We start from the raw sequence: 18301 nt of genomic DNA, 5'->3' as shown, positions 1-18301 counted from the left end.
CACTTCGCATCTGGGGAGGCTTCTTGCTGCTCCTCCTGCTTTTATTCACATTTTTGATTTGGAATATCTTCGCGGGAAGCGTTTCTCTTTCCGCGTCTGAGATATGGCGGATCCTGCTGGGGGGGCGATGTTGGCTTTACCCAGAGCCAGATCATCGTAAAGATCCGTCTGCCCCGGCTCCTGTCGGCGCTGATCCTGGGCGGGGCGCTGTCCCTGTCCGGCTATCTGCTGCAAACCTTCTTCCACAACCCCATCGCAGGCCCCTTCGTGCTGGGCATCTCCTCCGGCGCAAAGATGACGGTGTGCGTGGCCATGCTGGTGCTGCTGAGCCGTGGCAAGACCACCTCCTCCGCCATTCTCATCGCAGCGGCCTTCGTGGGAGCCATGGTATCCATGGGCTTCGTGCTGCTGATCTCCCAGCGGGTCAAGCGCATGAGCCTGCTGGTGGTCTGCGGCGTGATGATCGGCTATATCTGCTCGGCACTGACGGATTTTCTCGTGACCTTTGCCGACGATTCCAGCATCGTGAATCTGCACAACTGGTCTCTCGGCTCCTTCTCCGGCATGAGCTGGGACAACGTAAAGACTATGGCCGTTGTCTGCGGCATCACGCTGCTGCTGACCTTCCTGCTTTCCAAGCCCATCCGGGCGTACCAGTTGGGCGAGGTCTATGCCCAGAATATGGGCGTCCCCCTGCGGGCCTTCCGGACGGCGCTGATCCTGTTGTCCAGTGTGCTGTCCGCCTGCGTCACGGCCTTTGCCGGCCCCATCTCCTTTGTTGGCATCGCAGTGCCGCACCTGATGAAGTCCCTGTTCAAATCGGCGGAGCCGCTGTGTATGATCCCAGCCTGCTTCCTGGGCGGCGGCGTGTTCTGCCTGTTCTGCGACCTCATCGCCCGCACCGCCTTTGCCCCCACAGAGGTGAGCATCAGCTCCGTCACGGCGGTATTCGGCGCACCCATCGTCATCTACATGATGATCCACAGAAAGGCGGCGTGAGTATGGCAGCATATCTGGAAACCAAGGCGCTTGCCGTGGGCTACCACGGCAAGCCGCTGATTGAAGATGTCGCCCTCCATGTGCAGCGGGGCAAGATCGTGACGCTCATCGGCCCCAACGGGTCGGGAAAATCCACCATCTTAAAAACCATTATCGGCCAGCTCTCCAAGGTGTCCGGCACAGTGTTTCTGGACGGCAAGGCCATGGAGGAGCGCAGCCGCAATGAGATCGCCCGGCGCATGGCCATTTTGATGACGGCCCGCATGGAGCCGGAGCTGATGACCTGCCGGGACGTGGTGAGCAGCGGCCGCTACCCCTATACCGGGCGGCTGGGCATTTTGCAGCCGGAGGATCAGGCCATCGTGGAGCGCTCGCTGGAGCAGGTAGGCGGCATGGAGTTTGCTGACCGCCCCTTCTCCGCTATCAGTGACGGACAGCGCCAGCGCATTCTGTTGGCCCGGGCGCTGTGTCAGGAACCGGAGATCATCGTGCTGGACGAGCCCACCAGCTTTCTGGATATTCGCTACAAGCTGGAGCTTTTGACGGTGCTCAAGCGCATGGTGCGGGAGAACGATCTGGCGGTGCTGCTGTCCCTCCACGAGCTGGAGCTGGCGGAGCGCATTTCCGACACGGTGGTGTGCGTGGCGGGCGACCGCATCGACCGCATCGGCACCCCGGAGGAGATTTTCACCCGCGAGTATATCGCAAAGCTGTACCGGATGGAGCACGGGAAGTACGACCCCTGCTTCGACAGCCTGGAATTTGTGCCGTAAGGAGTGCTATCATGGAAAAACAAGGTGTTTTTTACGCCGTCAGCGTGGGTCCCGGCGACCCGGAGCTGCTGACCCGGCAGGCGTGCCGGGTCTTGACGGACTGCGACGTGGTGGCCGCTCCCCGGATGAAGTCCGGGCGGATGCTGGCGCTGGACATCGCCGCCGGTGCTGTGGATATGCAGGGCAAGACCATATTGCCGTTGGATTTCACCATGGCGCGTGACGCGGCGGTACGGGAGGACAGCTACCGCACGGCGGCTGCCGCCATCGAAACGGCGCTGGCGGCCGGGCAGGACGTGGCCATGGTCAATCTGGGCGACGTGTCCGTGTACGCCACGGCCTACTATATTCTGGAGCGCATCCGCTCTGACGGGTTTAAAACGGTGATGTGTTCCGGCGTCACCAGCTTCTGCGCCGTGGCGGCGCGGCTGGGGCGCAGCCTCACCCGCATGGATGAGCCCCTCCACATCCTGCCGGGCAGCGCCGATCTGGACAGTGCGCTGGCGCTGCCGGGAACGAAGGTCATCATGAAGTCCGGCAAGGCCATCCACGAGACGGCGGCGGCGCTGGAGCGCCGCGGTATGGCGGCAAACGCCGGTATGGTGGCGGACTGCGGACTGGAAACGGAGCAGGTCTACACCGACCTGCGGCAGCTGCCGGAGGAGATCAGCTATTTTGCCACCATCGTGGCGGATTGAGAGGTCGCTATGGAGCAAAAAGTCCCCCGCTTGGTACTGGCCGGTACCAACAGCGGCTGCGGCAAAACCACCGTCACCTGCGCCGTTTTGCAGGCGCTGGTAGCGCGGGGCCTGCGGGTAGGCGCGGCAAAATGCGGCCCGGATTACATTGACCCCATGTTCCACAGCCGGGTCATCGGCGCGAAAAGCTCTAACCTCGACCCGTTCTTTTTTGACCCCGACACCATGCGCTATCTGCTGGCGCACAATGGTGAGGAGTGCGATGTGACGGTCATTGAGGGCGTCATGGGATACTATGACGGGCTGGGGCTGACATCCACCCGCGCCAGCACCTATGAGACGGCGCGGGAAACGGAAAGCCCCGTGGTGCTGGTGGTCAACGCACGGGGGGCGGCGTTGTCCGTTGTGGCGGCGGTGCAGGGCTTTCTGGACTTCGCGCCGGACAACAACGTGCAGGGCGTCATTCTCAACGGGTGCAGTGCCATGAGCTACGGTGCGCTGGCGCGGGAGCTGGAAAGCCGGCTGGGCGTCCGCGCCTGCGGCTATCTGCCCAGGCTGCCAGAGTGTACGCTGGAGAGCCGCCATCTGGGGCTGGTGACAGCGGACGAGGTGGCGGATCTGCGGGAGAAGCTGCGCAAGCTGGCGGCCGAGGCAGAAAAAACGCTGGACATAGCCGCCCTGCTGGAAATTGCGGCTGCCGCGCCGCCGCTTCGCTTTACGCCGCCGGTATTGCCGGAAAAGGGCGCGCCGGTGCGGATCGGCGTGGCGCGTGACCGGGCGTTCTGCTTTTACTATGAGGACAGTCTCGACCTGCTGCGGCAGCTGGGCGCGGAGCTGGTGCCCTTCAGCCCCCTGACGGATGAACGGCTCCCCGACGGTGTACAGGGTCTGTACTTAGGCGGCGGCTACCCGGAACTTTACGCGGCGCAGTTGGAGGAAAACCACGCCCTGCGCAGGCAAATCCGAGACGTTGTATACGCGGGGATGCCCTGTATCGCCGAGTGCGGCGGCTTCATGTATCTGACGCAGTCCATCGCAGGCCGCGCCATGGTGGGTGCGCTGCCGGGGGACTGCTTTGATACAGGGAGGCTGACCCGATTCGGCTATATCACCGCCACGGCCCGGAAGGACAATCTCCTCTGCCGCGCCGGAGAGCAGGTACCCATGCATGAATTCCACCACTGGGACACCCCCCAGCCCGGCGGCGCTTTTCTGGCGGAAAAGCCCTCCGGAAAGCAGTGGACCTGCGTACACGCCACCGATACGCTGTACGCGGGCTTCCCCCACTTCCATTTTTACGCCAAGCCGGTCATGGCACAGCGCTTTTTGGCGGCTTGCAGAAAGGAGACGCTATGATGGAGCAAATGAAGCCTATGGACATTGAGAAGCGCAGCTTCGCCATCATCACAGAGCTGCTGGGCGACCGGCGGCTGGACCCGGAAAACGAGCTGGTCATCAAACGGGTCATCCACACCACGGCGGATTTTGACTATGTGGACAATCTGGCCTTTTCCGGCCACGCGGTGCAAAAGGCCATCGCCGCTCTACGGGCGGGCTGCGACATCGTCACCGATACCCAGATGGTCAAGGCCGGGATCAATAAGACGATCCTCGCCTCGCTGGGCGGAGAGGTACACTGCTTCATGTCGGACGCGGACGTGGCGGCGGAGGCTAAGGAGCGGGGCGTGACCCGTGCCTTTGTATCCATGGAGCGGGCGGCAGCCCTGCCCAAGCCCTGCATCTTCGCCATCGGCAACGCCCCTACGGCACTTTTTTCGCTGGAGGAGCTGATGGAGGCCGGCAAGCTCCGTCCCGCCCTCATCATCGGGGTACCGGTGGGCTTTGTGAATGTGGTGGAAAGCAAGGAGCGCATCATCGAGGCCGCTGCCGCACCCTACATCGTGTCCCGGGGCCGCAAGGGCGGCAGCAACGTGGCCGCGGCCATCTGCAACGCCATGCTCTACCAGATCAGGCGGTAGGTTATGAAGGAATTTATCATACGGGACGGAAAAAAGCTCCGTCTGGGCTACACCACCGGCTCCTGTGCCGCGGCGGCGGCCAAGGCCGCCGCATGGATGCTGCTGAGCGGCAGCAAAAAGGAGTCCATCCGCCTGCTGACACCCAAGGGCATGGAGCTGGCATTGGCGGTGGAGGACATCTATCTGTCCCCGGACTGTGTGCGCTGCGCCATCCGGAAGGACAGCGGCGATGACCCGGATATCACCCGTGACACCCTGATCTATGCCGAGGTGCGGAAAACAGAGACTGTTGGCATTGTCATCGACGGCGGACAGGGCGTGGGCCGGGTAACCAAGCCGGGTCTTGACCAGCCGGTGGGCGCGGCGGCCATCAACTCTGTACCCCGCCGGATGATCCAGGAGGCCGTGGAGGAGGTCTGCGGCCTGCTGGGATACACCGGCGGCCTGTATGTGGTAATCTCCGCTCCCGATGGCGAGACGCTGGCGAAAAAGACCTTCAATCCCCGGTTGGGCATTGAGGGCGGCATCTCTATCTTAGGCACCACGGGGATCGTAGAGCCTATGAGCGAGCAGGCGCTGGTGGACACCATCCATGTAGAGCTGCGGCAACGGCGGGCGGGCGGCGCGGATTATGTACTGCTGGCCCCCGGCAACTACGGCGTAGACTATATCAAGGGTGCCATGGGCATCGACCCCGCCACGGCGGTGATGACCTCCAACTTCATCGGTGACGCGCTGGAGATATGCCGGGAGCTGGGCTTCAGAGGGGCGCTGCTCATCGGTCATATCGGCAAGCTGGTAAAGCTGGCGGGCGGTATGTGGAACACCCACTCCCGCTACGGCGACTGCCGCATGGACATCCTGACGGCCTGTGCCGCCGCAGAGGGGCTGCAAGGCGGTGCGGCGGAGGAGATGCTCTGCTGCGCCACCTGTGATGACGCCCTGCGGCTGTTGAAGGAGCAGGGACTTTATGACGCAGTGCTGCACCGGCTGGCCGGGCGCATTGACGACATGATGCACTATAAATGCAGTGATATAGAGACGGGAGCCATCCTCTTTTCCAAGGAATATGGCTATCTTTGTGAGACGAAGGGCGCATCCAAGCTGCTGCGCCGGATAAAGGAGGACTGACAATGGTACATTTTGTGGGAGCGGGCAGCGGCGCTGCCGACCTCATCACCGTCCGAGGCGCCAAGCTGCTGGGCGAGGCCGACGTGGTGATCTACGCCGGCTCATTGGTGAATCCGGCGCTGCTGAACTACACCAGGGAGGGCTGCGAGATCCACGACAGCGCCAAGCTGACGCTGGAGGAGGTTATCGCCCTCATCGAGAAAGCGGAGGCGGAGGGAAAGACCACGGTGCGTCTGCACACGGGGGATTCCAGCATCTATGGTGCGGTGCGGGAGCAGTTCGACGAGCTGGAAAAGCGGGACATTGTCTACGATGTCTGCCCCGGCGTAAGCGCCTTCTGCGGCGCAGCGTCCGCGCTGCGGGCGGAGTACACCCTGCCCGATGTGAGCCAGACCGTCATCATCACCCGCGCCCCGGGCCGCACCCCGGTGCCGGAGCGGGAGTCCATCCGCTCGCTGGCGGCCCATCAGGCCACCATGGTGCTGTTTCTCAGCACCTCACTGACCGAACTGCTGCAAGCCCAGCTGCTGGCGGGAGGCTATACCGCTGACACCCCGGCGGCGGTGGTCTACAAGGCCACTTGGCCGGAGGAGCATATCTTCCGCTGCACGGTGGGGACGCTCCACGAGACGGTGACAGGCAACGGTCTGACCAAGACCTCGCTGATCGTGGTGGGCAACTGTCTGGGTGACACCTATCTGCGCTCGCTGCTGTATCACCCCAACTTTACAACGGAGTTCCGCAAGGGGGCGCAATGAGAGCCGCCCTGTTCGCCTTCAGCCGGGGCGGCTGCGTCACGGCGCGGCGGATACTGGCGGCGCTGCCGGAGGAGGCATGGAAGTGCTATACCATGCCGCGTTTTGAAGAGCCGGGCTTTCTGCCGCTGGACAAGGCGGTATATGGCGCGAGCTTTTCCGCCATGGACGCACTGATCATTGTGGGGGCCTGCGGCATCGCCGTGCGGGAGATTGCCCCCTATGTCAAAAGCAAAAAAACCGACCCGGCGGTGGTTTGCATCGACGAGGCGGGACGGTTTGTGATCCCCCTGCTCTCCGGCCATATCGGCGGCGCCAACGCGCTGGCGGTGGAGCTGGCGGAAAAGCTGGGGGCCACGGCGGTAGTCACCACCGCCACCGATGTCCGCGGCAAATTTTCCGTGGACGCATGGGCTGCCCGGCACGGCTGCGCCATCTCCGACATGGGGCTTGCCAAGGCGGTTTCGGCGGCGATCTTAGAGAAGGATATCCCCCTTTGCAGCCAGTTTTCTCTGCCCGCCCCCCTGCCGGAGGGTACGTTTGCCGGGGAGAGTGGCCCGCTGGGCGTTTTCATTGGCTGGCGCACAAAGGCACACTTCGCCCGCACCCTGCGGCTTATCCCTCGCGTACTGCGGGTAGGTGTAGGCTGCCGGCGGGGCATCTCCGCCGAGGCGGTGGTGCGTGCGGTGCAGACAGTGTTCGCGGAAAATGGGCTGGACACGGCGGCCATCTGCGGCGTCTGTTCCATCGACCTGAAGCAGGACGAGGCAGGCCTGCTGGCCGCCTGTGAGAAAAACAACTGGCCGGTGCATTTTTACACGGCGCAGCAGCTGCGGGATGTGGCGGGTGACTTCACTCCCTCCGACTTCGTCCGCTCCGTTACCGGCGTGGACAATGTCTGTGAGCGGGCGGCGCTGCTGGATGCCGAAAAACTGATCGTACAAAAAACAGCGCGGGACGGCGTGACCGTCGCCGTTGCGGCGGAGCATTGGGAGGTGCGCTTTGGGTAAGGTAACTGTAGTAGGTATCGGGCCGGGCAGCTATGAGGATATGACCATTCGGGCGGATACCGCCCTGCGGGCGTGTGACGCCATCGTAGGCTATCCGGTGTATGTGGATCTGGTGCGGGATCGCTACCCCGGCAAGGAGCTTCACTCCACCCCCATGACACGGGAGGCCGAGCGCTGCCAGCTGGCGCTGGAGCTGGCGCGCAGCGGTAAGACCGTTGCCATGGTCTGCTCCGGTGACAGCGGCATCTACGGCATGGCGGCGCTGGTCTATGAGCTGCGGGGCGAGGCGCAGGAGCCTGAAATTCAGGTGGTGCCTGGTCTGACGGCGGCTTGCAGCGCCGCAGCGGTGCTGGGTGCGCCGCTGACCCACGACTTTGCGGTCATCAGCCTCAGCGATCGGCTGACGCCGTGGGAAACCATCGAAAAGCGGCTGGACTGCGCGGCGGCGGCGGATCTGACCATCGCCCTGTACAACCCCGCCAGCCACGGCAGACCCGACCACCTGAAGCGGGCCTGCGATATCCTGTTGCGCCGTCTGCCGGGAGAGCGGCTGTGCGGCATCGTGCGCAATATTGGCCGTGAGGGGCAGAGCAGCCGCATCCTGACGCTGGCAGAGCTGCGGGAGGCGGAGGTGGATATGTTCTGCACCGTGCTGATCGGCAGCGCCGTCGTCAAAACAGTGGCCGGTCAACTGGTCACACCCAGAGGATACCGCAATGTGTAATATCTGCGTGTTTGCCGGCACCACGGAGGGCCGGGAGCTGGTGGAATTCCTGGCCGGACAGCCGGTGCAGGCTACGGTATGCGTGGCCACGGAGTACGGTGAAACGCTGCTGCCGGAGGCGGAAAACATTACGATTCTGGCGGGATGCATCCCGGTAGAGGACATCATCCGGATGCTGCAAAGGATGCGGTTCGATCTGGTCATCGACGCTACCCACCCCTATGCCACCTCCATCACCGAGAGCATCTGCACAGCCTGTCGGGAAACGGAGACGGAGTATCTGCGTCTGCTGCGGCAATCCTCCGAACAGACGGAGGATGTGGTCTGCGTGGAGAATGCGGCGGCGGCCGCCGCATTTCTGGAGAGTACGCGAGGCAATATCCTGCTGACCACCGGCAGTAAGGAGCTGGCGGCGTATAGCGGCATCCCCGATTTTACCCAGCGGGTATACGCCCGGGTGCTGCCCATGGATGCCTCGCTGGAGGCCTGCCGCGCAGCAGGGCTGAAGGCCGCCCATATCATCGCCATGCAGGGCCCTTTCTCCGAGGAGATGGATCTGGCCACACTGCGGTTTGCCGACGCCGCATGGATGGTGACCAAGGACGGCGGCGAAGCCGGCGGCTTTCCCGCTAAGGCATCCGCCGCCCGGAAGGCGGGCGCAGGTCTGGTGGTCATTGGCCGCCCGCCTCAGCGGGAGGGGCTTCCCTTTGCGGCGGTGCTGGATGTGCTGCGTAAGCGGTTTGGCTGCACCGTCCGGCCGCAGGTGCGGATCGTCGGCATCGGCCCCGGCAGCCGGGAGGCTATGACCCGTGAGGTCAGTGAAACCATTGAGGCGGCGGACTGTCTCATCGGCGCAAAACGGATGCTGGAGGCTGTGGCGCGGCCGGGACAGCACACCTGCGACGCCATTGCGCCGCAGGATATTGCGGACTTTATCCGCACCCACTGGGAGTACCGCCGCTTCGCGGTGGTCATGTCCGGCGATACCGGCTTCTTCAGCGGCACGAAAAAGCTGCTGCCCCTGCTGGAGGGCTGCGACACGGCGGTGCTGCCGGGTTTGAGCTCGTTGTCCTATCTGTGCGCCCGGCTCCGGACCTCCTATGAGGATGTCCGGGTGGTGAGTCTCCACGGGCGGCAGCACAACATTCTGCCGGAGGTGCGGGCAACCAGCCGCCTCTTTGCGCTGGTAGGCGGCGAGCGCGGCATCAACGATCTGTGCCGTACGCTGACAGAGGGTGATCTGGGCCATGTCTCTGTGTATGTGGGCCAGCGGCTGGGCTACCCAGATGAGCGCATCGTGCGCGGCACGGCGGCGGAACTGACGGATGGTGTCTATGCCCCTCTGAGCGTGGCGCTTATCGAAAACCCCCATCCCGACGCGGTGGTCACACCGGGTCTGCCGGATGACGCCTTTCTCCGCAGTGCGGAGGGAATGCCCGTGGTTCCCATGACCAAAAGTGAGGTGCGGGCGGTGTGCCTTTCCAAGCTGCGGCTGACGGAGCGGAGCGTCTGCTGGGACATCGGCGCCGGTACCGGCTCAGTGTCGGTGGAAATGGCCTTACAGGCAAAGCAAGGGCTTGTCTGCGCCGTAGAGCGGCGAGAGGATGCCGCAGCGCTGCTGGGGCAAAACCGTAATCGGTTTGCATTGGATAACTTACAGGTGGTCTGCGGCAGCGCGCCGGAGGCCTGCGTCGGTCTGCCAGCCCCCACTCACGCATTCATCGGCGGCAGTGCCGGCAATATGCACGAGATCGTGGCGCTGCTGCTGGCAAAAAATCCTCATGTCCGCATCGTGGCCACGGCCGTTTCGCTGGAGTCCGTGGCTGAACTGACGGACTGCCTGCCGGCGTTCCCCTTTGCGGAGACGGAGGTGGTGTCCCTGCAAGCAGCGCGGGACAGAAAAGCCGGAAGCTACCACCTGATGAGCGGACAAAATCCCATTTATATTTTTACGATGCAGGGCGGAGGAGAAACGGCATGATGTGGTCGCTTGCGGCACTTGTTATCGGCTTTTGCATAGACCTTCTGGTGGGCGACCCCCACGGCTTTCCCCATCCGGTAGTTCTGATTGGAAAATGTATCAGTGTGTTGGAGCGGGGGCTGCGGTGCATATGCCCCAAAACGCCCTCCGGTGAGCGGGCGGCGGGCGCCATCCTGTGGGGAGCGGTGGTCATCGTATCCACCGCCGTCCCGGCTCTGCTGCTGTGGCTGAGCGGTCTGGTCAGCCCGTGGCTGCGTCTGGCGCTGGAAAGCGTGATGTGCTGGCAGATCTTGGCCGTCAAGTCCCTGCGGGACGAGAGCATGAAGGTCTATGACGCGCTGGAAAGCGGGGATTTGGCCGCCTCCCGCCATGCTGTTTCCATGATCGTGGGGCGGGATACCGACCGGCTGGACGATGCCGCCGTGACCCGTGCCGCCGTGGAAACGGTGGCGGAGAACACCTCCGACGGCGTGGTGGCGCCGCTGCTGTTTCTGGCCATCGGCGGCGCGCCGCTGGGATTTTTCTACAAGGCAGTGAACACCATGGACTCCATGCTGGGGTATGTGGAGCCGCCCTATAAGAACATCGGTCTTGTACCCGCCAAGGCGGACGATGTGGTGAATTATATCCCGGCGCGGCTGTCCGCCCTGCTGATGCTGACGGCGGGCGGCCTGATGGGGCTGGATACGGCGGCAGGCTGGCGGATCTTCCGCCGCGACCGCCGGAAGCACGCCAGTCCCAACTCGGCGCAGACGGAATCCGTCTGCGCGGGGCTTCTGGGCCTGCGTCTGGCCGGGGATGCGTGGTACCACGGCGTGCTGCACAAAAAGGAGTATATCGGCGACGCATCGCGGGAGATCACCCACGAGGACATCCTCCGTGTGTGCCGCCTGATGACCGTCACAGCGATCCTCACCCTGCTTTTGAGCTGCGGGGTCAAGCTGCCCTTTGCACTGTGAAGGAGACATAGATGCTGTATCAAACAAAAAATCAACACGGCGGCGATGTATACGGCGGCGGTATCACGCTGGATTTTTCCGCCAACACCAACCCCCTGGGTACGCCTCCCGGCGTACTGGAGGCGGTGTGCCGGGCTCTGCCCCGGCTGCACCGCTACCCCGACCCCTACTGCCGCCGGCTGGTGCAGGCTATCGCGGGCCATGAGCAGGTGCCGGCGTCCTATATTCTCTGCGGAAACGGCGCGGCAGACCTGATCTACACATACTGCGCCGCCCTGCGGCCCCGGACGGCGGTGGAACTGGCCCCCACCTTTGTGGAATATGGGGCGGGACTGGCGCAGGTGGGTTGCCGCGTAGAGCGGTATTTCCTGCATCAGGCGCAGAATTTCGATTTGGACGAGAGGTTTCTGTCCTTCTTAGAGGAAAAAAAACCGGAGGTGGTATTCCTCTGTAACCCCAACAACCCCACCGGGCGGCTGATCCCGCTCCCTCTGCTGGAGCAGATCCTGCAAAACTGCGCGGCACAAGGGGCGCGGCTGTTTCTGGATGAGTGCTTTCTCGATCTCACGGAGGACGGCGTCAGCGCCAAGTCCCTTCTGGCAGCGCACCCGGAGCTGCTGATCCTGAAGGCATTCACCAAGAGCTACGGCATGGCGGGCATCCGGCTGGGGTACTGCCTGTGCGCCGACAATGCGTTACTGCGCCGCATGGCGGCCGCGTCCCCGCCGTGGAACGTGTCCTCGCCGGCCCAGAGTGCCGGTGTGGCGGCGCTGGCGGAGCGGGACTTCCTGCAAAGGACGCTGTCCCTCGTCCACACGGAGCGGCGGTGGCTCACGGATAACCTGACGGCGCTGGGCTTCTGGGTATGCCCGTCCCATGCCAATTACCTGCTGTTCCGTGGGCCGCTGGGGCTGCGGGAGGGCCTGCTGCAGCAGGGTATCGCCATCCGTGGCTGTGGGAATTACAACGGGCTGGGTGACGGGTGGTATCGCATTGCGGTGAGGCCTCACGGGGAAAATGAAGCATTGATAACGGCCATCCGGCAATTCTGCAAGGAGAAATCACTATGGCAATGAATATTATGATTCAGGGGACCATGTCCAATGCGGGAAAGAGCCTGCTGGCGGCGGGACTCTGCCGCGTTTTGAAGCAGGACGGCTACCGCGTGGCACCGTTCAAGAGCCAGAACATGGCGCTGAACTCCTTCATCACCAAGGACGGCGGCGAGATGGGCCGGGCGCAGGTAGTGCAGGCAGAAGCCGCCGGGATCGAGCCGGACACCCGCATGAATCCCATCCTGCTCAAGCCCACCACCGACGTGGGCAGTCAGGTCATCGTCAACGGACAGGTGCGGGGCAATATGCAGGCCATGGAGTACTTCCACCGCAAGCGGGACTACATCCCCGCTGTGCTGGAGGCCTACAACAGTCTGAACTCAGAGTATGACGTGATCGTCATTGAGGGGGCAGGCAGCCCTGCGGAGATCAACCTCAAGCAGGATGATATCGTCAATATGGGCCTTGCCAAGCTGGTGGACGCGCCGGTGCTGCTGGTAGGCGACATCGACCGGGGCGGCGTGTTCGCCCAGCTCTACGGTACGGTGGCACTGTTGGAGGAGGACGAGCGCCGCCGCATCAAGGGCGTGGTGGTCAACAAATTCCGGGGTGACCGGGCCATTCTGGAGCCGGGACTGAAGACGCTGGAGCAGCTGTGCGGCATCCCGGTGGCGGGGGTCATCCCCTACGCCCACGTAGACATCGACGATGAAGACAGCCTGACCGAGCGGTTTGACCGCTCCAAAGAGCGAAAGCTCTTGGATATCGCGGTAATCCGTGTGCCGCGCATCTCCAATTTCACGGATTTCAGCCCCTTCGAACATTACGGAAACGTGTCGCTGCGCTATGTGGATCAGGTGAGTGACCTGCACCAGCCGGACATGATCCTGCTGCCGGGTACCAAGAGCACCATTGCCGACCTGCGGTGGCTGCGGCAGTCCGGTCTGGAGGCGGCCATTTTGAAGGCGGCTGACGCCGGCACGCTGGTTTTCGGCATCTGCGGCGGCTATCAGATGCTGGGGCGCACCGTGTCCGACCCGGAGCATGTGGAGGCCGCCGGTGTCACGGAGATCAACGGTTTGGGTCTGCTGGAGATGGACACCGAATTTCGGGGTGAAAAGGTGCAGACCCAGACGCGAGGCGTCTTTTACGGTGTGGAGGGAATGCTCTCCGGCCTGAACGGACTCGCCTACGAGGGGTACGAGATCCACATGGGCCGCAGTCAGCAGCAGATGCCCGCCCTCACCGGCAGCAGAAACGTATACGGCAGCTATGTCCACGGCATTTTTGACGCGCCGGGCATCACGGATACGATCCTGAAAGCACTGTGCGCCAGAAAGGGTGTGTCCTTTGACGCGCTGGCAACCTTTGACGCCTGCGGCTACAAGGAACGGCAGTACGACCTGCTGGCGGACGTGGTACGCGGCGGACTGGATATGTCCTTTGTCTACCGGGTGCTGCGCCGGGAAGTATAACGAAACAAGTTCCAATGGAAAAAGAGGGAGAGAGTTGAGCAGGATATTATGCGTGATTGACGGCATGACGGATCCCCACTTTCAGGTGGAGCGATATGGCCATCTGGCGTCCATGGGTTCTGTGCGGTATGTGGATACCTGCGGCGGCTTCCCACCGGAAACACTGCACTGCGTACTGCGCCTGTTGGGGGTAACGGATCTGCCGGTACATCTCCGAGGCTATGTAGAGGCGCTGGGGGCCGGAATCCCCGTCCGGCCCGATGACCTGCTGCTGCGGGGCAGCTGCTACACGCTGGATGGAGAGGGCTGCTGCACCATGCCTTGCTGTGCCCCGGCAAAGGTAGAGGATCCTGCATTTACCTATTACCGGCTGGGCGGCTATCAGGCACTGCTGGTATTTCCCCACATGGCGCATACTGTGAATAACATTGTAACGCAGATTCCTTCCGGCGGGCAGCGGGCACTGTGCCCGCAGGGAAGCCTGGTACTGCGCCATGCCTTTGAAAGACTGCTGACGAAAGAACGATGTATGCTTCTGTGGGGACAGTCTGTTCCGGTAGCACTGCCGCCATTTCCCCAGAAGAGCGCCGTGATCTGCGGCAAGGAGTTGGTAAAGGGGATTGCCCGGCTGCTGCACATGGAGCTTTTCCCGGTAAAGGGGGCTACTGGCGATGTGGATACGGATCTGGACGCCAAGACAGAGGCAGCTCTGCGAGCGGCGGAACGCTGCCCCTTTGTGCTGCTGCATATCAACGGGGCGGATGAAGCGGCCCATCGCCACGATTCGGCGGAAAAGGAGACTTTCCTGCGCCGGGTCGATGATCGGGTGCTCTCCCGGCTGTTGGCGTCTGAGCATGAGATTGTGGTGGCCTCCGACCACGGAGCTGATCCAGAAAGCGGAGCCCATCTGGGTGGCCCACAGCCTTTTTTTACCAGCCGTTAAATGGTAATAGTCAAGATATGAAGACTGCATAACGGCGGCAAGGCTTAAAATCAAAACCTCTGGCTTATCCGTAATCTCATTAAGATAAGCAATAATCCAGACCGCCGATAGGGCGGTCTGGATTATTTTTGCAAAAAAATCAAAAAAACACTTGACAATTTGAAAAAAATCGGAAGCTTCGCCTTGAGAGGAATTGATGCGTGCATGAAGTACGCCGCCGACAAGGACGCTTTCGTATCATTGATGGAGTCCGAGGGCTACACAGTCCGCTGGGAGAGCAGCCGCAAGTACATCACCTACACCACGCCGGACGGCATGAGATGCCGCGACAACAAACTACACGAGGAAAAGTATTGCAAGGAGGCCATGGAGCATGAATTCAGAATCCGAGCGGAGATTATCCACGGACGAGCTGAAGGCCCGCAACCGCGCCGATGCGGAGAAGCCGAAAAATCTGCTGAGCAGCGCACCGCCGAGTACACCGACACAGCCGATGCACCCCATCGTGATCCAATGTCTGCTACCGCAGGCGATGAACAAGCTGACAGAGCAGGCAGACGGAATAAACTGGGAGCTGGAGGAAATTCGGAATGTGCTGCCGGAGTTGAAAACGCGCATCGACCTGACGCCGGTGCAGAAGTCTCTGACAGAGATCCAGAAATCACTGACGGAGATGAACAAACTGCTGGAACGGGTTGGGAATCTGAGCGAGAAATATTCCTCCAAGTGGATCGACTGGCTCCCGGACTTCAGCCTGCTGGTGGCCCTCAAGTGGATCATGCTGGTGCTGATCCTTGGCACGGCGGCACTGGCGGGTTGGTATGGCGCGGCGGCGATCCGCGGCCTGTTCCTCTGATCCCCGCTGCGGCTGGGCTGGCTGCCGCAGGGACACTACTGGATGAAGATGAGGACGCCGAGGAAAAGCGGCGGCGCATGGAGGAGAAAATCGCCGCCGAAAACTTCGGCGCGGCGGTCGGCTTCGCCGCAGGCGCGGCTCTGGCGGTGAAAGAAAAATTGGATGAACACGCCGCGCGGGAAGAACAGCAGCATGAGCAAACGATGGGAGGACTCTAAAAATGGCAAGCATCAAAAAATTAGATGAGCGGCGATATAAGATCACCGTCAGCAACGGCTACCGGCCCAACGGCAAAAAAATCAGCAAGGCAAAGACCACCATCCAAGTCCCGCCCGGTGTCCCCAAGCGCGGCATCGGGCAGTATGTCGCCCACGCCGCCGAGGAGCTGGAGCGCAGCTTCAAGACCGGCTACGCCGAGGATGGCGAGATGACCTTTGAGGAATTCGCCTCCCGCTGGCTGAAGCGGCAGACGAAATATGCCCCCAGCACCATCGCTGCATACCGGCGGATGCTGGAGGTGGTGTATCCCATGATCGGCGGCATCCGCCTCAATAAGCTCCGACCGATGGCACTGGAAAATATGCTCTCCGAGCTGCGCAAGCGCAAGCACCACGGAAAGCGCATCAACGAATCCACCGCGCAGCGGTACCTCTCCGTGGTCTCCGCCGTACTCAGCGACGCCAAGCGCAATGAGATCATCGAAAAGAATCCCGCGCGGATGTTAGACCTGCCCACACCGCAGCGCACGGTGCAGCGCATCCCCACGCGAGGCGAGGTGGAAAAGCTGCTGGACGCGCTGGCAAAGGAGCCGCGGCACTACCGTCTGTTTTATCTGCTCTCCATGTACACCGGCTGCCGCCGGGGCGAGCTGTGCGCTCTGCAATGGTCGGACTTCACCGGCACGCAAAACGGTCTGCTACTCACCGTCAGCCGCTCCCGCAGCAGCGTTCCCGGCAAGGGCATCGTGGAGGGCTCCACCAAAAACGGCAAGAGCCGTGAAGTCTATCTATCCTCCGACCTGCGGGGCATCCTCTTGGCCTACAAGCGCCGCAAGCAGATGGAGGCGGACAAGCAGCGCCGCAGGCTCAGTCCCTACCTCTTCACCGACGAGCAGGGGCAGCTCATCCACCCGGACACCTTCACCAAGCGGCTGCGGAAGATCTATGACGCCATCGGCTTTCCACGGGAGTACCACCTCCACACCCTGCGGCACTACTTCGTGACCTCGCTGCTGCACTGCGGCGTGGACAAGCAGACGGTGGCAGACCTCGTGGGGCACGTGGACACCGGTTTCTTAGAGCGCACCTACTGCCACCCGCAGCAGGCGCAGAAGGAGCAGGCGGCTGACTCCATGCGCACCATGCTCCGTCCAGACGGCGGACAGATTTTCAATCTTGCCGCCCGTTCCTCGAAGCGGCGCAGCGCATGATTGTTGCTTTCGTAGAAATTCATTTTTCCAAGAAAATTGTGATAGCTTTACCGCTGCGCTTGCGGTATGTTGTGCTTGCCAAGCAAATCTCAACTGTACCAAGATCAAATGAAAGCGAGGTCATTTTTATGGCAAGCATCCGCAAGCGCGGCAGCAGCTATCTCATCGTGGTGTCCATGGGCTATGACTACAACGGCAAGCGCATCAAGCCCCAGCAGAAAACCGTCCATCCGCCGGAGGAGCTGACGCCCAGGCAGGTGGAAAAGTGGCTCAACGAGCAGGCAGTCCTCTTTGAGCGGGAATGCCGCCACACGCCGCAGCCCATCCAGCAGCTCACGCTGGCAAAATACATCGACCTGTGGTTGACGGACATCGCTCCCGACAAGCTGGCGAAGTCCACCATCCGCCGTGACCGGCAGGACATCGAGCGCATCCTCCCGGCGCTGGGTCACTACAAGCTCACCGAGCTGCGGCCGGAGCACTTCCGGAATTTCTACGCAGAACTGCGAAAAGTCACCAGCATTGAAACGAAAAAGCCACTCTCCGAGTACACCATTGAGGGCGTGCACGCTACGCTGTGCAGCATCCTCTCTGATGCCGTGGAGGGTGGCTTTCTTTCGCATAATCCGGCTTGGCGCACCTACCGCTACGCCGGGCGCAAGTGCGAAAAAAAGATCGCGGACGAGGAAACAGCGCAGAAGATCATCGCCGCGCTGGAGGGCGAGAGCATCAAGTATGAAACCTACTTCAAGCTCATCATCGCCACGGGAATGCGGCGGGGTGAGTGCTGCGGACTGAAGTGGTGCGACATTGATTGGGAGCAGCGTTCCATCCACATCTGCCGCAACGCGGTCAAGGTGACAGACGAGGAAATCTTCGTTAAGGAACCCAAGACCCGCGCAGGTGACCGCTATGTGTACTTCTCCGCCGAGATGGAAAGTCTTCTGCGGGAGTACCGACAGGAATGTGCATACATCACCGAAACCTATGACCGCCGTGAGCTGACCGCCGACGACTTCCTGTTCCGCCGTCAGGGAGCGCAGCTCCCCATGACGCCCACCACCTTCACCTACCGCTTCAAGCTGATCCTCAAGAAGAACGGCCTGCCGCAGGAGCTGAACGTCCATTCCCTCCGACACACCGCCGCCAGTCTGATGATCGCGGGCGGCACGGATGTCGCAACGGTGGCGGGCATCCTCGGCCACAGCCAGCCCTCCACCACGCTGGACATCTACACCCATGCGTTTGACAAGAACAAAAAGGCCGCCAGCGCGGGACTGCAAGGGATGCTGGAGATTTGACATAGCGTAATAGCTCAGTTGGATCGCAAAACGCGCAATAGTGGTCAAATCAGGTTTCAATTCCCCTAACTTTCTGCATATAAAAACCGTCTCAAGCATATTGCTTGAGACGGTTTTTGTCATAACTCAACACTATAGATTTTTTCGAAATTTGCTTTAAAAAAACGTCGTATGACAGCAAGAAAAACTTGATGCACAGAACTCACTTGTCTTTTGATTCTTCAGTTGTGTCA

18 protein-coding genes are annotated in these 18301 nt (G+C 61.8%); all 18 read left to right on the top strand.

The window, feature by feature from the left end:
* Window positions 1-63 precede the first annotated feature (63 nt).
* Window positions 64-999, top strand: coding sequence for a FecCD family ABC transporter permease (locus tag LKD37_RS07065; RefSeq protein WP_431833259.1), 936 nt, complete (start codon window positions 64-66; stop codon window positions 997-999).
* A 2-nt stretch (window positions 1000-1001) separates the two neighbouring features.
* A complete protein-coding gene (locus LKD37_RS07060; protein ID WP_349048822.1) occupies window positions 1002-1772 on the top strand; it encodes an ABC transporter ATP-binding protein in 771 nt (256 codons plus the stop codon).
* An 11-nt stretch (window positions 1773-1783) separates the two neighbouring features.
* Window positions 1784-2470 (top strand): precorrin-2 C(20)-methyltransferase, encoded by a 687-nt coding sequence (cobI, locus tag LKD37_RS07055; protein ID WP_302928554.1) that lies wholly within the window; start codon window positions 1784-1786, stop codon window positions 2468-2470.
* 9 nt (window positions 2471-2479) lie between these two features.
* Window positions 2480-3826, top strand: coding sequence for a cobyrinic acid a,c-diamide synthase CobB (locus LKD37_RS07050; protein WP_302928553.1), 1347 nt, complete (start codon window positions 2480-2482; stop codon window positions 3824-3826).
* Complete coding sequence (locus LKD37_RS07045; protein WP_370686859.1) at window positions 3826-4449, top strand: precorrin-8X methylmutase; 624 nt, start codon at window positions 3826-3828, stop codon at window positions 4447-4449. Before LKD37_RS07050 ends, LKD37_RS07045 begins: the two co-directional genes overlap by 1 nt.
* A gap of 3 nt (window positions 4450-4452) precedes the next feature.
* Window positions 4453-5580, top strand: a complete 1128-nt coding sequence (cbiD, locus tag LKD37_RS07040; protein ID WP_302928551.1) for a cobalt-precorrin-5B (C(1))-methyltransferase CbiD — start codon at window positions 4453-4455, stop codon at window positions 5578-5580.
* A gap of 2 nt (window positions 5581-5582) precedes the next feature.
* Window positions 5583-6338, top strand: coding sequence for a precorrin-4 C(11)-methyltransferase (gene cobM / locus LKD37_RS07035; RefSeq protein ID WP_302928550.1), 756 nt, complete (start codon window positions 5583-5585; stop codon window positions 6336-6338).
* Window positions 6335-7345 carry a cobalt-precorrin 5A hydrolase gene (locus LKD37_RS07030; RefSeq protein ID WP_302928549.1) on the top strand — a complete coding sequence of 337 codons (1011 nt, stop codon included), beginning with the start codon at window positions 6335-6337 and terminating at the stop codon, window positions 7343-7345. The genes cobM and LKD37_RS07030 overlap by 4 nt, the downstream gene beginning before the upstream one ends.
* Entirely contained in the window at window positions 7338-8069 is a 732-nt protein-coding gene (cobJ, locus tag LKD37_RS07025) for a precorrin-3B C(17)-methyltransferase (RefSeq protein WP_302928548.1), read from the top strand. Before LKD37_RS07030 ends, cobJ begins: the two co-directional genes overlap by 8 nt.
* Complete coding sequence (gene cobK / locus LKD37_RS07020; protein WP_302928547.1) at window positions 8062-10050, top strand: precorrin-6A reductase; 1989 nt, start codon at window positions 8062-8064, stop codon at window positions 10048-10050. Before cobJ ends, cobK begins: the two co-directional genes overlap by 8 nt.
* Complete coding sequence (gene cbiB / locus LKD37_RS07015) at window positions 10047-11009, top strand: adenosylcobinamide-phosphate synthase CbiB (protein ID WP_349048821.1); 963 nt, start codon at window positions 10047-10049, stop codon at window positions 11007-11009. The genes cobK and cbiB overlap by 4 nt, the downstream gene beginning before the upstream one ends.
* Before the next feature lie 11 nt (window positions 11010-11020).
* Window positions 11021-12085: a pyridoxal phosphate-dependent aminotransferase gene (locus LKD37_RS07010; RefSeq protein WP_302928546.1), complete on the top strand. Its 1065-nt coding sequence runs from the start codon at window positions 11021-11023 to the stop codon at window positions 12083-12085.
* Window positions 12076-13539 carry a cobyric acid synthase gene (locus LKD37_RS07005; protein WP_302928545.1) on the top strand — a complete coding sequence of 488 codons (1464 nt, stop codon included), beginning with the start codon at window positions 12076-12078 and terminating at the stop codon, window positions 13537-13539. Before LKD37_RS07010 ends, LKD37_RS07005 begins: the two co-directional genes overlap by 10 nt.
* Window positions 13540-13573: 34 nt before the next feature.
* Window positions 13574-14482: an alkaline phosphatase family protein gene (locus tag LKD37_RS07000; protein ID WP_302928544.1), complete on the top strand. Its 909-nt coding sequence runs from the start codon at window positions 13574-13576 to the stop codon at window positions 14480-14482.
* A 373-nt stretch (window positions 14483-14855) separates the two neighbouring features.
* Window positions 14856-15338, top strand: coding sequence for a hypothetical protein (locus LKD37_RS06995; RefSeq protein ID WP_302928543.1), 483 nt, complete (start codon window positions 14856-14858; stop codon window positions 15336-15338).
* Complete coding sequence (locus tag LKD37_RS06990) at window positions 15299-15556, top strand: hypothetical protein (protein ID WP_302928542.1); 258 nt, start codon at window positions 15299-15301, stop codon at window positions 15554-15556. The genes LKD37_RS06995 and LKD37_RS06990 overlap by 40 nt, the downstream gene beginning before the upstream one ends.
* A 2-nt stretch (window positions 15557-15558) precedes the next feature.
* Complete coding sequence (locus LKD37_RS06985; protein WP_302928541.1) at window positions 15559-16767, top strand: tyrosine-type recombinase/integrase; 1209 nt, start codon at window positions 15559-15561, stop codon at window positions 16765-16767.
* Window positions 16768-16895: 128 nt separating this feature from the next.
* Complete coding sequence (locus LKD37_RS06980) at window positions 16896-18068, top strand: tyrosine-type recombinase/integrase (protein WP_302928540.1); 1173 nt, start codon at window positions 16896-16898, stop codon at window positions 18066-18068.
* The last annotated feature ends 233 nt before the right edge of the window (window positions 18069-18301 follow it).

It is taken from the genome of Brotocaccenecus cirricatena (assembly GCF_020687045.1).
Classification (GTDB): Bacteria; Bacillota; Clostridia; order Oscillospirales; family Oscillospiraceae; genus Vescimonas; species Vescimonas cirricatena.
Note: the sequence above shows the minus strand (reverse complement) of the source record. Positions and strands in the feature narration are given on the sequence as shown.